Origin of the sequence: Amycolatopsis sp. NPDC005232 (assembly GCF_040607795.1) — a bacterium.
Taxonomy (GTDB): Bacteria; Actinomycetota; Actinomycetes; order Mycobacteriales; family Pseudonocardiaceae; genus Amycolatopsis.
On record NZ_JBEXHL010000011.1, the window covers coordinates 18472 to 32152 of the forward strand.

Annotated in this window: 17 protein-coding genes; 11 read left to right on the forward strand and 6 right to left on the reverse strand. The window is 69.3% G+C overall.

What is annotated here, in order from left to right; genetic code table 11:
- Position 1 precedes the first annotated feature (1 nt).
- Positions 2 to 406 carry an Imm1 family immunity protein gene (locus tag ABZU76_RS21530; RefSeq protein ID WP_354872210.1) on the forward strand — a complete coding sequence of 135 codons (405 nt, stop codon included), beginning with the start codon at positions 2 to 4 and terminating at the stop codon, positions 404 to 406.
- Positions 407 to 499: 93 nt separating this feature from the next.
- Here ABZU76_RS21530 and ABZU76_RS21535 read toward each other — a convergent pair whose 3' ends face one another.
- Positions 500 to 691, reverse strand: coding sequence for a DUF397 domain-containing protein (locus ABZU76_RS21535; protein WP_354872212.1), 192 nt, complete (start codon positions 689 to 691; stop codon positions 500 to 502).
- The gene (locus tag ABZU76_RS21540) at positions 688 to 1542 is read right to left on the reverse strand and encodes a helix-turn-helix transcriptional regulator (protein WP_354872215.1); all 855 of its coding nucleotides are present in this window, start codon (positions 1540 to 1542) and stop codon (positions 688 to 690) included. Before ABZU76_RS21540 ends, ABZU76_RS21535 begins: the two co-directional genes overlap by 4 nt.
- A gap of 153 nt (positions 1543 to 1695) precedes the next feature.
- Here ABZU76_RS21540 and ABZU76_RS21545 point away from each other — a divergent pair, with 153 nt between their 5' ends.
- The 3 genes from ABZU76_RS21545 (at position 1696) to ABZU76_RS21555 (ending at position 3697) form a co-directional block, all read left to right on the forward strand.
- Positions 1696 to 1917 carry a hypothetical protein gene (locus ABZU76_RS21545; RefSeq protein ID WP_354872217.1) on the forward strand — a complete coding sequence of 74 codons (222 nt, stop codon included), beginning with the start codon at positions 1696 to 1698 and terminating at the stop codon, positions 1915 to 1917.
- Positions 1918 to 2208: 291 nt separating this feature from the next.
- Positions 2209 to 3045: a Scr1 family TA system antitoxin-like transcriptional regulator gene (locus ABZU76_RS21550; RefSeq protein ID WP_354872219.1), complete on the forward strand. Its 837-nt coding sequence runs from the start codon at positions 2209 to 2211 to the stop codon at positions 3043 to 3045.
- 88 nt (positions 3046 to 3133) lie between these two features.
- Positions 3134 to 3697 carry a TetR family transcriptional regulator gene (locus ABZU76_RS21555; protein ID WP_354872222.1) on the forward strand — a complete coding sequence of 188 codons (564 nt, stop codon included), beginning with the start codon at positions 3134 to 3136 and terminating at the stop codon, positions 3695 to 3697.
- Here ABZU76_RS21555 and ABZU76_RS21560 read toward each other — a convergent pair.
- Positions 3673 to 4566: a hypothetical protein gene (locus tag ABZU76_RS21560; RefSeq protein WP_354872790.1), complete on the reverse strand. Its 894-nt coding sequence runs from the start codon at positions 4564 to 4566 to the stop codon at positions 3673 to 3675. The genes ABZU76_RS21555 and ABZU76_RS21560 overlap by 25 nt on opposite strands.
- A gap of 214 nt (positions 4567 to 4780) precedes the next feature.
- Here ABZU76_RS21560 and ABZU76_RS21565 point away from each other — a divergent pair, with 214 nt between their 5' ends.
- The 3 genes from ABZU76_RS21565 to ABZU76_RS21575 all read left to right on the forward strand — a co-directional run bounded on the left by ABZU76_RS21565 (position 4781) and on the right by ABZU76_RS21575 (position 6798).
- Positions 4781 to 5080, forward strand: coding sequence for a hypothetical protein (locus ABZU76_RS21565; protein ID WP_220243647.1), 300 nt, complete (start codon positions 4781 to 4783; stop codon positions 5078 to 5080).
- Between the two features lie 117 nt (positions 5081 to 5197).
- Complete coding sequence (gene folP, locus ABZU76_RS21570) at positions 5198 to 6067, forward strand: dihydropteroate synthase (protein ID WP_354872225.1); 870 nt, start codon at positions 5198 to 5200, stop codon at positions 6065 to 6067.
- Positions 6067 to 6798 (forward strand): pyrimidine reductase family protein, encoded by a 732-nt coding sequence (locus tag ABZU76_RS21575; RefSeq protein ID WP_354872228.1) that lies wholly within the window; start codon positions 6067 to 6069, stop codon positions 6796 to 6798. The genes folP and ABZU76_RS21575 overlap by 1 nt, the downstream gene beginning before the upstream one ends.
- Before the next feature lie 25 nt (positions 6799 to 6823).
- On the opposite strand, the gene ABZU76_RS21580 is transcribed toward ABZU76_RS21575, so the two are convergent.
- Positions 6824 to 7921 (reverse strand): DNA alkylation repair protein, encoded by a 1098-nt coding sequence (locus ABZU76_RS21580; protein WP_354872231.1) that lies wholly within the window; start codon positions 7919 to 7921, stop codon positions 6824 to 6826.
- A gap of 36 nt (positions 7922 to 7957) precedes the next feature.
- On the opposite strand from ABZU76_RS21580, the gene ABZU76_RS21585 reads away from it, so the two are divergent.
- Positions 7958 to 8650 (forward strand): TetR/AcrR family transcriptional regulator, encoded by a 693-nt coding sequence (locus ABZU76_RS21585; RefSeq protein WP_354872233.1) that lies wholly within the window; start codon positions 7958 to 7960, stop codon positions 8648 to 8650.
- 123 nt (positions 8651 to 8773) lie between these two features.
- On the opposite strand, the gene ABZU76_RS21590 is transcribed toward ABZU76_RS21585, so the two are convergent.
- The gene (locus ABZU76_RS21590) at positions 8774 to 9376 is read right to left on the reverse strand and encodes a DinB family protein (protein ID WP_354872236.1); all 603 of its coding nucleotides are present in this window, start codon (positions 9374 to 9376) and stop codon (positions 8774 to 8776) included.
- Positions 9377 to 9455: 79 nt separating this feature from the next.
- Here ABZU76_RS21590 and ABZU76_RS21595 point away from each other — a divergent pair, with 79 nt between their 5' ends.
- Positions 9456 to 10295 (forward strand): LLM class F420-dependent oxidoreductase, encoded by an 840-nt coding sequence (locus ABZU76_RS21595; protein ID WP_354872238.1) that lies wholly within the window; start codon positions 9456 to 9458, stop codon positions 10293 to 10295.
- Here ABZU76_RS21595 and ABZU76_RS21600 read toward each other — a convergent pair.
- Complete coding sequence (locus ABZU76_RS21600; protein ID WP_354872240.1) at positions 10265 to 11137, reverse strand: hypothetical protein; 873 nt, start codon at positions 11135 to 11137, stop codon at positions 10265 to 10267. The genes ABZU76_RS21595 and ABZU76_RS21600 overlap by 31 nt on opposite strands.
- A 110-nt stretch (positions 11138 to 11247) precedes the next feature.
- On the opposite strand from ABZU76_RS21600, the gene ABZU76_RS21605 reads away from it, so the two are divergent.
- Entirely contained in the window at positions 11248 to 12057 is an 810-nt protein-coding gene (locus ABZU76_RS21605; protein WP_354872242.1) for a helix-turn-helix transcriptional regulator, read from the forward strand.
- Positions 12058 to 12148: 91 nt separating this feature from the next.
- A complete protein-coding gene (locus ABZU76_RS21610; RefSeq protein WP_354872244.1) occupies positions 12149 to 13675 on the forward strand; it encodes an AMP-binding protein in 1527 nt (508 codons plus the stop codon).
- Positions 13676 to 13681: the final 6 nt, after the last annotated feature.

The following is a 13681-nucleotide window of genomic DNA, read 5'->3' on the forward strand; positions in this document are numbered from 1 at the left end:
CGTGGTCACACTCGAGATCTGGTACGACCAGGAGCCGGAGAACGACTACGCCGAGGGCGATCCGGCGATCCTGGTGAACACGGCCGACGAGCTGGACACCCTCATCCAGCGGATGCAGGCCGACGGCAAGGACAAGGCGGTGCCGCCTATGGCCGAATGCTCGGTTTCCGGAGACGCCGGCCGTGGCGTGTTCTTTCTGGGCGTTGGACAGGAGAAGGGCTTCGTCGTCTTCATGACGCCCCGAGCAGCGCAGACAGTGGGCAACCCTTCGCTTGCCGGAACGGTGGTCTACGACTACATGGCACACGTCCGAGAGATCCCGGCCCAGTACGAAGTGCCCATGGACCAGGCTCGGGCCGCAGCGCTGGCGTTCCTGGAACGAGAAGAGCTCCCGCCGAGCGTGTAGTTCGGAGTCAAGAAAAGCGCGACCGCAGGCCAGCGTTCGCCATGAGATGCGTAACCCGCTCAGAGTGCGCGAGGTTCCACAATGGACAACCGACTACCGGTCGGCGGCCACGGACTCAAGCAAACCGGACCACGCTTGCGGTCCGAGGCCGAGCTGCCCGCCGGTTCGGTCCTTCGTGTCACGGACGCCGACGTGGTCCTCCGCGAACCTCACCTCGACGCAGTTCGCGTGATCCGGGCTCCACCTCGACTTGAACCAGGTTCCCATTTCCCGCTGCACCATCATTCCTGCTCCAATTCAGCCAACACCTTCGCGATGAGCTTTGTCGTCGCCGCGGGATCGATCGCCTTCTCTCGCACCGCTTCGACCTGCCGCCGGTACAGCTCAATGTCTTCGCCGGACTTCAGCATCACGCCTCTGCCGTGCAGGTCCAAGCTCACGATCGGCGGGGCCTCGGTCGACTCGATCAGGATGAATCCGCCGATCTGCAGGGGCGACCACCCGGCAGCGAACGGCACATGGTGCAGATCGATGTTCGGCAGCTCGGCCATCTCGAGGAGGTAACGAAGCTGATCAGCCCAGATCCGCCGCCCGCCGTTCACCGTCCGGATCGCGGCTTCGCCGAGGAAGACGGCGAGATGGGCGGGATCGGGCCGAGTCACCACATCGCGCCGCCCGATGCGCGTGATGACTCGCTCATCGACCTCGTCTTCCGGAACGTTCGCCTCGACCATCTGGTTGCGGATCACGTCACGGGTCTGAAGCACACCGGGGAGGATCAGTGGCGCGACGTCCGTGATCTCGGTCGCGGTGCGCTCGGCGGCGAGGAGCTGGTTCAGCTGTTGCCGCCGCTCCGGCGGCGAGCCGGCCAACCACGGTTCGCCGGAATTCGCGCCATTGGCGAGATCCATGAGGTGAGCGGCATCGCCACCTTCGATCTCCAGCACCTCGACCAGCAGCGCGACATCAGCCGCCTTCGGGCGGCGCGCGCCGGACTCCCATCGCGAGATCAGGCCCGAGTCCGAGGCCTTCCTCCCCATCAGCTCAGCGACCTGCCGGAGAGTGAGCTCACGACTTTCCCGCGCTGAACGCAACGCCCATCCGAGTGCAGTCTGCTGCTGATCGCTACCAGCCATGCAGCACATGCTAGTGCAGGCCACGGCGCATCCAGGATTCACCCGTTCAGGCAATTGCGTGGCAGTGCTGCGCTCGCTGACACTTGCTACCAATCAAGTCAGCGTTAGCAGCACTGACAGCAATGGACCAGATAGTAACGGGGAGGCACCACCGTGGACGGCTTGGACTGGCGGTCGAGGTTGATCGCGCCGGCGCGGGCGCTGGACGGGGGTCCAGCGCAGGTCGTGGTGGGACGGGTGGTGCATGCGGGGACGTTCTTCGCGGCGGCGCAGATCGATACCGGAGCACCGGTGCTGCTTCGACCGCAGGCAGCGAACGAGCTGATCGCGAACATCCGCCAGGTCGTCGACCGGAACGCGCAGGGGGACTCGTGAGAGGAACAGAGCACGGCGCCAACACGAAGGCACCCGCGTGCGCCGCGATCACCACCGGCGCCCGGCGATGAGCTGGGAGGCCGCGTTCGTCCTGGTGGTCATGGCTGTTCCGATCGTTTTCGCCGGTGCCGTGGCCGTCAGCGGGAACCGGCACAACCGGCGCGTCCAGCGTTCTTCCGAGTCGGTGCGAGCCATCTGCACGCGCGTCGAGCACGAGGAAGCCGGCGCCGGCCGAGTCCCCGGGAACGAACACCTCAACGAACACCGAAAACAACCTCAGGAAGAACAACAGTGAAGACCGGAATCCGCGCCACCTCACCTGCCGTCGTCGCGCTCGGTGCGGAGCTGCGCGCCGCGCGGTTGCAGGCCCGCTTCGGCCTGCGTGAACTCGCGAAGCGGGCCGGACTTTCGCCCGGTCACCTCACCAACTGGGAGGCCGGTTACCGCACGCCGCCACCGGACATGCTGTCCTTCCTGCTCGGCCTGCTCAAACTGCCCCAGGCCGAGTACACCAGGCTCCGAGACCTCGCCGCCAGCACGCACAGCACCATGCACGCAGTACACCTGCACGCCGGATCGGTGCGCATGATGCACGCGTACGAGCAGGTCGCGACCACCATCGCCGAGTGGTCGCCGACGTTTCTGCCCACTCACCTGCAGACCCGCGACTACACCTGGGAGATGCTCGAACACACGACGCCTCCCGGCGCGAGTCCGGAGAGCTACTTCTTCGACCTGAGCACCACGCCGGCTCTCGCGAAGGCCGGTTCGGCAACCCGGAAATCCATCGTCGGCCGCCGGTCGCTTCGCAACCCGGTGATCAGTCGTGAGACGTCGATCGTCCAGCACGAGCACCTGCTCCGGACGCTGGCCCGCGAGCCTCAGACGATCCGGCTCCTGACCGCCGAGCAAGAGGATCTGCCGGGGTTCACGATCTACACCAGGACCGATCAGCGCCCGACCGTCGCATTACAGCACTCGCACACCACTGTGTACCTGACGTCGGAGGAAGCCGTCTCCGACTACGCCGACAAACTCGGGCACCTCGCCGACCGAGCGCTCTCACCTGCCGAAACAAAGCAATACCTCACCGAGCGGATCCGAGAGCTCCAGACCGGGTACCGCTGACGTGGCCCTGTTGCCACCGTGGAAGCCGACGCGTGACATGGACGACCAAACCTCAACTCACCGACCAGTTGGTTGGTAACCTCACCGGATGGCGCGCGACGCGGAACAGACCAAGCAGCGGCTGCTCGAAGCCGCGATCAGCGAGTTCGCCGCATACGGGATCGCGGGGGCGCGGGTGGATCGGGTGGCCGCGGCGGCGGGGTGCAACAAGGCGATGATCTACTCGTACTTCGGCAGCAAGGAGGGGCTGTTCGACGCCGCGTTCGATGAGCGGACGGCGGCGTTCTTCGAGGCGGTGCCGTTCGACGCCGGGGATCTCGCGGGGTACACAGGGCGGGCGTTCGACTACTTCGACGAGCATCCCGAGACGTTGCGGCTCTCGACGTGGTATCGGCTCGAGCGGACGGAGGCCGAGCATCTCGCGGCCATCACCGAGGTCAACGACGTCCGGCTGCGGGAAATCGGGCGGGCGCAACGCGAAGGCGAGATCTCCGGGCACTTTTCGCCCGTGCAGCTGCTCGTGCTGATCCAAGCGCTTTCCGCGGCGTGGCACAGCACCAACCCGGAACTGGGGCCACACCTGCCGAGCGCCCGCGCGGGGAGGCGGCGGACGCTCGTCGACGCGGTTCAGGGATTGCTTGCACTGAAATAGCCAGCGGGGCTTTTCCCGCGAATTAACGAAAAAACAACGGTGCCGGCCAGAACAAGGGATGCCAGGGCCGAGATCGCGAGTAAGAACCAAGGCGCGTAGAAGGGCGGAATTCCCGCGAAGGCCTCGATGCCGATCACCGCTGTGAGCACGGCGTCGGCGGCCACGGCGAGCCAGACGACGCGCAGGCGAGCCCGCTCGGGCAACGCCGTGAAGCGCAGCAGCCACGCGAGCCCGGGCAGTACGAGGATCGCGTGCATCGCCACGGCGTGCAGGGGTTTCAGAGAACCGGCGGTCGTGTAGGCCAACTCAGGGGACCCGCCGCGCGCCTCGACGACACCGCGGGCGATCATTACCGCGCCCGTGGCGAGCGCGACCATCAGCACCAGCAGACCGAAGCGCACGGCGACCAGCATGCTCGGCGCCATGCGGCCCGGCGAACGGAAAGCCGCGGCCGTGAAGCCCAGCGCCGTCACCACGATCACGCCGCCGCCGGCCGCGAGCGACATCGACACCACCGTGTCGAAGCCGGTCTCGAAGTTGAAGTGCGACGGGACCCCTCGCCACGCCTGCATGGTCACGAGCACGACCTCCGCCACGCACGCCACGACGAACGCGCCGAGCAATCCGGCCCGGGCCCGCGGCCGCAGCACGACGTACGACGTCGCCCACGCCACCGACGCCAGCGTGAGACCGAACGACAACCCGAACGTGACCGCCTTGCGCAGCGACACCGGCCCGAGCCACGTGCCGCCACTGGCCAGCAGCACCACCGCGTTCACGACGCCGCTCGCGAAGAGCACCGCCCCCACCACGTACGCGACGCGTTCCACGCGCCTGCCGTCCCGCCAGATGCGGCTCACGGCGTCCATCACCGGCTGAGTCATGACGTCAGTTTGGTGCTGTGACAACGTTTCGTCGTCCGCTCGGTGTCGACACCCGCGTACGCAGATTTACGTACGCCGTCCATTGTGAAAACGCGAAAAAAGAGCACGTAAAGAACACATTGCAATTCCGGGATAACGCGTGGGCGCCGCCACTCGGCAGGAGGATGCGATTGCCGTGAGTGAGTTCTACTCTGAAGACATGTACATAGCCTTGCTCGCCTACACGGCGCCTCGAAACGAAGTCGACTACGCACTGGCAGAACACGCGGAGTGGTTGCGAACCCACTTCTCCCGCGGATTGTTCCTGGTTTCCGGAAAAGGGGACACCGAGCACGACCAGGTCATCCTCACCCGCCCCTGCGTGCGCGGCAAGCTGGACGCCGTGCTCGCCACCGACCCGCTCGTGGTCCAGCGCCTCGCGCACTACACCGTGATCGAATTCTCCGCCACTCGCACCTCCCACGAATTCCACGCCATCAACGAGGCACTCGCCTCCTGAAGTCGCCGGCCCGGGAGCAGGTGGCCTTCGGCGGTGTTGCCCGCCACCTGCCCGCCGTATCACCGTCGTGCGCTCGCCTATGATCGCGGGAACCGACGTTCCGGTACGGGAGAAGCCATGCACACGCCCGACCTCGTCTTCCGAGGCCGCCGCCTCACCAGCGATCGCGCGCTGGTGATGGCCATCATCAACCGCACCCCCGATTCGTTCTACGACAACGGTGCGACCTACCTCGAGACCCGCGCGCAGGACGCCATCCGCCGCGCGTGCGCCGAGGGCGCGGACCTCATCGACATCGGCGGCGTGCCGGCCGGCAAGGGCCCCGAGGTCACCACGGCGGAGGAGATCGCCCGCGTGGTGCCGACCGTCGAATGGGCGCGCGAGACGTTCCCGGACCTCGTGATCAGCGTCGACACCTACCGCGCCGAGGTCGCGGACGCCGTCTGCCGCGCCGGCGCCGACATCGTGAACGACAACTGGGCGGCCTTCGAGCCCGAGATCCTGGACGTCGCGGCCGAGCACGGCGCGGGGTACATCTGCTCCCACACCAACGGCCTCACGCCGCGCACCGAAGCCGCGAAGCCGCAGTACGACGACGTGGTCGGCGCCGTGATCGACGGCACCACCGAGCTCGCGAAGCGCGCGCTGGAGCGCGGGGTGCCGCGCGAGGGGATCATGATCGACCCCTGCATCGACTTCGGCAAGAACTCCTACCAGTCGCTGGAGCTGATGCGGCACACGCAGGCGCTCGTGGACACGGGCTGGCCGGTGCTGATGGCGCTGTCGAACAAGGACGTGATCGGCGAGACGCTCGACGTGCCCGTCGGCGAGCGCGTGATCGGCACGCTCGCGGCCACCGCCGTCGCGGCGCTGCACGGGGCCGCGATGTTCCGCGCCCACCAGGTCGTGGAGACGCGGCAGGTGGCGGAGATGGTGGCCAGCATCGTCGGCACGCGCCCGCCCGCGCACGTGGTGCGGTCGGTCTGATGCGGGAGATCTTCCCGGACGCGCGCGATCTGGCCGAGGCCGACCTGGAGGCGCTCTACGCGTACCCGGCGCCCGGCAAGTGGCTCGCGGTGAACTTCGTGTCGAGCGCCGACGGTGCCGTCACCGTCGAGGGCCGCTCGGCCTCGCTGTCCACGCCCGCCGACCGCGTGATCTACCGGCTGGGCAACGACCTCGCCGACGTCGTGCTGGTCGGCGCGGGTACGGCCGTGCTCGAGGGCTTCCAGGGCATGCGCCCGGACGAGCACTCCACCGACCGGCGCCGCCGCCACGGCCTCGCGCCGATCCCGCCGGTCGCCGTGGTCACCGGCGGCGGCTCGCTGCGCCCGGACGCCCCGGTGATCACGAACGCCTTGGTGCCCACCATCGTCATCACCCACGCCGGCACCGACCCCGACCTGCGCGCCGCCTGGACCGCCGCGGGCGCCGACGTGCTCGTGGCCGGCACGGACGCCGTCGACCTCGGCTCCGCCGTCTCGGCCCTCGTCTCCCGCGGCCTCACCCGCATCGACTGCGAGGGCGGCCCGCGCCTCTTCGCGTCCCTCCTGGCCGCCGACGCCGTCGACGAGCTCCGCCTGACGATCTCCCCCTTCCTCATCGCGGGCCTCGCCCCGCGCGCGGCTTTCGGCGACACCATCGACCCCGCGCGACTCCAGCTGACCTCGGTCCTGGAGGACGACGGGACGTTGATGCTGCGGTACCTGCTCCACTGACTCAGTCCACAGTGGAGCGTTGACTTCACGCCAACAGCTCGAAATCCGCCTTCCCCAACGAAGTTCCGTTCACCTGGATCTCCAGCGCGTGCGCGCCCGGGTGGTAGACGCGGGTGGTGATGACGCGGAAGGAGTGGGTGCGGTCCAGGAGCAGCTCGGCGCCCGGGTCGAGGACACGGGTGGTGAGCTTGAAGACCTTCGGTGTGGTGGTGCCGTTGGCTTTGCGGTGGTGCACGACGTAGTCGACGACCAAGTTCATCGGCGTGTCGCCCGTGTTGCGCAGCGTGCCGGTGAAGCCCAGCTCGGCGCCGATGGACACCGAAGGCGCCGAGAGCACGAGACCGTCGAAGGTGATGCCGGACGGTGGCGCGAAGCCGAGGAGCGCCAAGGCACCCGGGTCGCCTTGTTTGATCAGGGTGCGCAGGCCGTGCCGGACGAGTTGCGCGGTCTGTTTGTCACCGGAAGCACCCACCCAGCGGCCGGCCGCGGCCACCGCCGCGTCGGGACGCGCGCGGCTCAGATCGTTGAGGTGGTTGGCGACGGAACGCCGCACGTACGCCGACGAGTCGCGGTGCAGCGCGTCGAGGATCGGCGCCGTGACGCCCGGCCGGGCGGTGATCGCCCCCACCCGACGCGCCCACGGCAGCAGCGGCCGCGTGCCCTCCGAGGCCAGGCGGCGGACGTGCTCCGACGGGTCGGAAGTCCAGGTCAGCACCTTCGGCAACGCCCGGTCGAGATCCGCGTCGAGCAACGGCCGGATGGCGAACTCCGCCGTGAGCCGCGGGGTCAAGGCGGCGAGCAGATCCAACGCGGCGTCGAACGCGACCGGCCCGCCGTCCGCCAGCGCCCGCGCCGAAGCCGCCTCCGAGACGGGCCAGATCATCCAGCCGGAGAACGACTCGTCGGCCAACGCCCGCTCCACGACGTCCGACAGCTCGCGGTAGCCGCCCGGCAGGTCGGCCAGCAATGCGTCGCGCACCGCGTCCGTGCGTTGCCGCAGCCCGAGCCCACCCAGGCGGACCCGGCGGAGCTCCCCGAACGCGACGCCGGGCGCGGCTACCTTCATCGACGCGAGCAGCCCCCTGACGGCCGCGTCGTTGAGCATCTCGTCGGCCAGCGGCATCCGCTTCTCCCCTCCATCAAGCGCTACATTCGTTACATGCCCATCCAGAACACCAGCGCCAAGGACCGGCTGCTCCTGGCAGCGGCCCAGCTCCTCGACGCTGCGGCCGGCGGACCGGTCTCGACCCGCGCGATCTGCGAGCGGGCCGGCGTGCAGGCGCCGACGCTGTACCACCACTTCGGCAGCAAGCAGGGACTGCTCGACGCGGTGGTCAACTTCGGCTTCACCCAGTATGTGGAGAGCACCGACAAAAACCGCGCGGACGCCGATCCGGTCGAGCAGATCCGCGAGGGCTGGGACCGCCACGTGGACTACGGCCTGGCCCACCCTGCCTTCTACGTGCTGCTCTACGGCCAGATCCAGCCCGGCGTCCCCTGCACCCTCACCTCCAGCGCCGAGGCGATGCTGCTGGAGCTGCTCACGCGCGCCGCCCGCCAGGGCCGCCTGCGCGTGAGCCCCGCCGAGGCCGCGCGGCAGATCGCGGCCGCCAACTCCGGCGTCACGCTCAGCCTCATCGCCCAGCCCGAAGACGCGCGCGACCTGGCGATGTCCCACCAGGTCCGCGACGCACTGCTCGCCAAGCTGATCACCGACGAGCCCGCCGATGCGCCGTCGTCTATCGGCGCGCTGGCTGTCGCCCTCGCGACGGCGCTGGACGGGAAGAACGAGCAGCTCACCCCGGTCGAGCAGACCATGCTGCGCGAGTGGCTGGACCGCCTCGCTTCCTAAGGCGGCCCAGGTCACCTGGGCGACCTCATCCGAGTCATGTCCAGCGGGCACTGAGCTGGCCCGAGTGACGCGGCAGGCCAGGGGCCGTGAACGAGGTGTTCCGCCTGATGGGCGGTGAAACCTTCAGGCGGTGGCTGGATCGGCGGCTTTGGCCGCCCGCTCGATTTCCGTCCGCCGACGCTCCCAGAAGGCTGCATCCTGCCCCCGCCGGACCATGCCTGCCGCATCCATCTCGACTTCGCCGTCCAACTGTTCGCGCAGGATGTCGGCGTGCCCGGCGTGCCGGCTGGTCTCCGTGAGCATGTGGACCAGGACGTTGAACAGCATCACGTCAGGACGTGGCCACCAGGGCACGTAGCCGGGCGAGTCGATGGCGAGCGCGGCGATTGTCGCGTCGGAGTGTGCCCAGGCTCGTTGGTAGCGGCTGGTGATCTCCTCGCGCGTTTCGCGTTCGGTCGCCCATAAGTCGGTACCGCGCTGTTCGACGTCGTCCCACCGGGGGACCGGCTCGGGGAACGGCCGATCGAAGACCTCGCCGAAGTACCGGGACTCCCACACCGACAGGTGCTTGATCAGACCGAGCAGGTTGGTTCCGGTCGAGGTCAGGGGACGACGGATGTCGTACTCGGACAGCCCGTCGAGCTTCCGGAGCATCGCCGCGCGGATCTCTCGCAGGTCACTGTGCAGGTACTCCTTCGAGAAATCATCGATCACGACTACGAGCATGCACCAACAGCCCCGCGCCTCGGCTCATCGATACATTTGCTACAGTCGTCTCTATAACAAATATAGAGGAGGATCCGGCATGCCAGCAGCACTCGGCCGGTACGGCGTGTGGATGAGCCCCGCCACCGACGACGAGACCCGCAAGAAAGTGGCCGTGGAAGCCGAAAAACTGGGCTACGCCACGGTGTGGTTCGGCATCGGCGCGAGCTCCGTCGAGGATCTGGCCTACTTCGAGGAAGTCCTCGACGCCACCGACCGGATCACCGTCGCCACCGCGATCGTGAACATGTGGACCAACGACGCCGGCCGCATCGCCGCCGCCTACCACCGCCTCGCGGAGCGGCACGGTGAGCGGTTCGTTCTCGGCGTCGGCGTCGGGCACCCGGAGTCGATCACGACGTACCAGAGTCCGTACCAGAAGATGGTCGCCTACCTGGACCAGCTCGACGCCGAAGGCGTGCCCGCCGAAGCCCGTGTGCTCGCGGCACTGGGGGACCGTTCGCTCGAGCTCGCCGCCGCGCGTACGCGCGGCGCGCACCCGTACCTCGTCGTGCCGAAGCACACCGAGCACGCGCGGGCGGTCCTCGGCCCGAGCGCGCTGCTGGCGCCGGAGCACAAGGTCGTGGTGGACGACGATCCCGTGGCCGCTCGCGCGATCGGCCGTCCGTTCGTGCACAAGCCCTACCTCGGCCTGCGCAACTACGTGAACAACCTGCGCCGCCTCGGCTACACCGACGCCGACGTCTCCGGTGAGGGCAGCGACCGCCTCATCGACGACCTCGTCCTCCACGGCACGCCCGCCGCGATCCACAGCCGGCTGGCCGAACACCTGAACGCCGGCGCCGACCACGTCGGGGTCCACGTGCTGGGGCCCGACCCGTTGACGGGCTACCGCCGGCTCGCCGAAGTGCTTTTGTGAGCGAACTGCTGCACGGCCTCGTCGGCCTTGTCGAACGCCGCCCGCGCCGCCGAGAGGTCCTCGGCCGCGCGGGCGGCTCGGGTTTCCGCGTCCGCCAGGCGTTCGCGCAGCTCGGCCAGGCGGGCGTCGGCCAGTTCGGCGATGCGTTCGGTGCGGACCAGGGTTCGTGAGGCTTCGGCTCGTTCGCGCGTGGCGGCGGAAGCCTTGCGCTGCCACTCTTCGCGGGCGACGCGTTCCCGTTCGCGGTCCGCATGGTCCTTTTCGGACTTCTCGCGCGCGGCCTTCTCGTCGGCCTGCTTGCGGCGGGTGTTTTCCTTGGCCGGCGCGGCTTTCTTCTCCGGAGCGGGTTTCTTCTTCCGTGGACCCGGAGCAGCCGGCAACGACAGCCACTGGTCCACATCCTGGTGCGCCACCGACGTCAGCCGCCCCGCCAGCACGAGCCGCGCGACGTCCGGGTCCGCCACGACCGTCTCCAGCGTCTCCTCCACCTCACGCGCGACGGAGTCGCTCAGGTCCGGCGCGTCGCGCAGGACCCCGCGCACCAGCTCGGCCCGCCGCTGCGCCAGCTCCCGCAGCTGCTCGCCGGCGAGACTCGCGTGCGCGGCACGCAGCCGGTCGCCCAGCTCGGCCAGCTCCTCGAGCGCCGAGGAACCGTCGCGAGCCAGCCGGTTGACGAAGAAGGCCGCGGTCGTCGGCTTGCGCAGTGCCTGGATGCGGCGCGCGAGCTCGGCGTCGCCCGCTTGCTTGGCCGCGCGGGCCGCGGCGGAGCGCGACGCGACGAAGTCCGCGGGCTCGCCCGCGTAGAGGTCATCGGCGACGGTGTCGAAATCCGGTGCTGCCACCGCACCACGGAACCACACCGGTAGTCCGAACGCGACGTATCACGTACGGTGGACGCCTCGGCAAAGCCGAAAGCCGCAGGTCAAGCGAGACAGGTCCAGGGACGGTGCCCATGACGCCATCGGGCAGGCTCGCGCTGACGGCCAGCCCCCTGGTCGCCGGCGCGCTGCAGGCGCTCCAGCGCGTGACCGGGCTGCCGGTCGCGATGGGCGGGCCCGTGTCGGCGGGGTCGCGCACGCTCGTGATCGACCAGCTGCGCGGCACGGCCACGGGCTCGCTGCAGCACCTCCGCGTCGACACCGGCGCCGGGCTCGGCGGCAAGGCCGTGGCGCTCGGGCGGCCGTCGACGGTCATCGACTACCTCAACGCGCAGGGCATCACCCACAAGTACGACCGCGCCGTCGCGCCGGAGCAACTGCGGGCGATGGTCGCGCTGCCGGTGCGCGTGGGCGCGTCGACGCGCGCGGTGCTGTACGCGGCGACACGCGATTCGATCACTTTCGGCGACCGGATCCTGCGCGCGGCGAGCGCGGTCGTCGCACGGCTGGAGCGCGACATCGAGGTGGAGGAGGAAGTCCGGCGCCGGGTGGCGACACCGCCGGCGGGTGAGCACCACGACCTGCGCGCCGAGCTCCTCGCGATCGCCGGTTCGATGCACGACGACGAGGCCCGCGCGCGGCTGCTCGAAGTGTGCGAACGCCTGCGTCCGGCCGAGGCACCGCCGGGGATCACGCTGTCGCCGCGCGAGCTCGACGTGCTGCGGCTCGTGAGCGAGGGCTGCACCAACGACGAGATCTCCGAGCGGCTCGGGCTGCTGCCCAACACGGTCAAGTCGTACCTCAAGCACGCCATGCGCAAGCTCGACGTCAGCAACCGGATCCAGGCGGTGAACCGGGCGCGCGCGGCCGGCCTGTTCGGCTGAGCACCCCCTTTGTGGGGTGGCCGGGTGGTCACCGCACGGGCATCATCGCCGCACGGGCAGCGCTGCCCGTTCGACGCGAAGGGATCGGCACGTGTTCTACGACCTCGCTGTCCGCGATTTCCTCGACCGCGCGGAAACGGTGTACCCGGACCGGATCGCGGTGGTGGACGAACCCGACCAGCCCGCGGCATCGTGGGGCGCGATCACCTACCGCGAGCTGGCCCGGCGGGCCCGCAGGCAGGCCGCGAACCTCGACGCGCTGGGCGTGCCCGTCGGCGGCCGCGTCGCGATCGTTTCGCACAACTCGGCGCGGCTGCTCACGTCGTTCTTCGGGGTTTCGGGCTGGGGCCGCATCCTGGTGCCGGTGAACTTCCGGCTCGCCCCGGCGGAGGTGCGCTACATCGTGGAGCACTCGGGCGCCGAGGTCGTGATGGTCGACCCGGAGCTGAAGCCGCTGCTGGACTCTGTCACCGCGAAGCACGTGTTCGTGCTCGGCGAGCACGACGAGCAGATCTTCGGCGGCGACGGCGAACCGCGGCTGTGGACGCCCGACGAATCGGCCACCGCCACGCTCAACTACACCTCGGGCACCACCGCGCGGCCCAAGGGCGTGCAGCTGACGCACCGCAACCTCTGGCTCAACGCCACCACGTTCGCCTTGCACACCACGCTCAACGACAACGACGTGCTGCTGCACACCCTGCCGATGTTCCACTGCAACGGCTGGGGCATGCCCTACGGCGTCACCGGTCTCGGCGCGCGCCACATCGTGCTGCGCAAGGTCGACGGCACGGAGATCCTGCGCCGCGTGGAGGAACACGGCGTCACGATCATGTGCGCCGCCCCCGCCGTGGTCACCGCGGCGCTCGACGGCGCCGCGAAGTGGGACGGCGAGATCCCCGGCCGCGACCGCGTGCGAATCGTCGTGGCGGGCGCGCCGCCGCCGACCCGCACCATCGAACGCGTGCGCGCCGAGCTGGGCTGGGAGTTCATCCAGATCTACGGCCTCACCGAGACGTCGCCGCTGCTCACGGTCAACCGCTTCCGCTCGGAGTGGGAAGACCTCGACGCGCACGAGCAGGCGAAGCTCCTGGGCCGCGCGGGCGCGCCGGCGCTGGGCGTGCGCGTGTCGATCGACACCGACGGCGAGGTGCTTGTCCAGTCGAACATGAACCTCGACGGCTACTGGGAGAACCCCGACGAAACCGCCCGCGTGCAGGCGGGCAACTGGTTCCACACCGGCGACGGCGGCCGCTTCGAGGACGGCTACCTCTCCATCGCCGACCGCAAGAAGGACGTGATCATCACCGGCGGCGAGAACGTGTCGTCCATCGAGGTGGAAGACGCCCTGAACTCCCACCCGGCCGTGCGCGAGGCCGCCGTGATCGGCATCCCCGACACGAAATGGGGCGAGCTCGTCACGGCCCTGGTCGTCACCGACGGCACCCCCGTGACGGCGGAGGACCTGATCACGCACTGCCGCGGCCACCTGGCCGGCTACAAGTGCCCGAAGCGCGTGGACTTTCTCGACGAACTCCCCCGCACGGCGACGGGCAAGATCCAGAAGTTCAAGCTGCGCAAGCCGTTCTGGGAAGGCCAGGAGCGGCAGGTGCACTAGGGCATC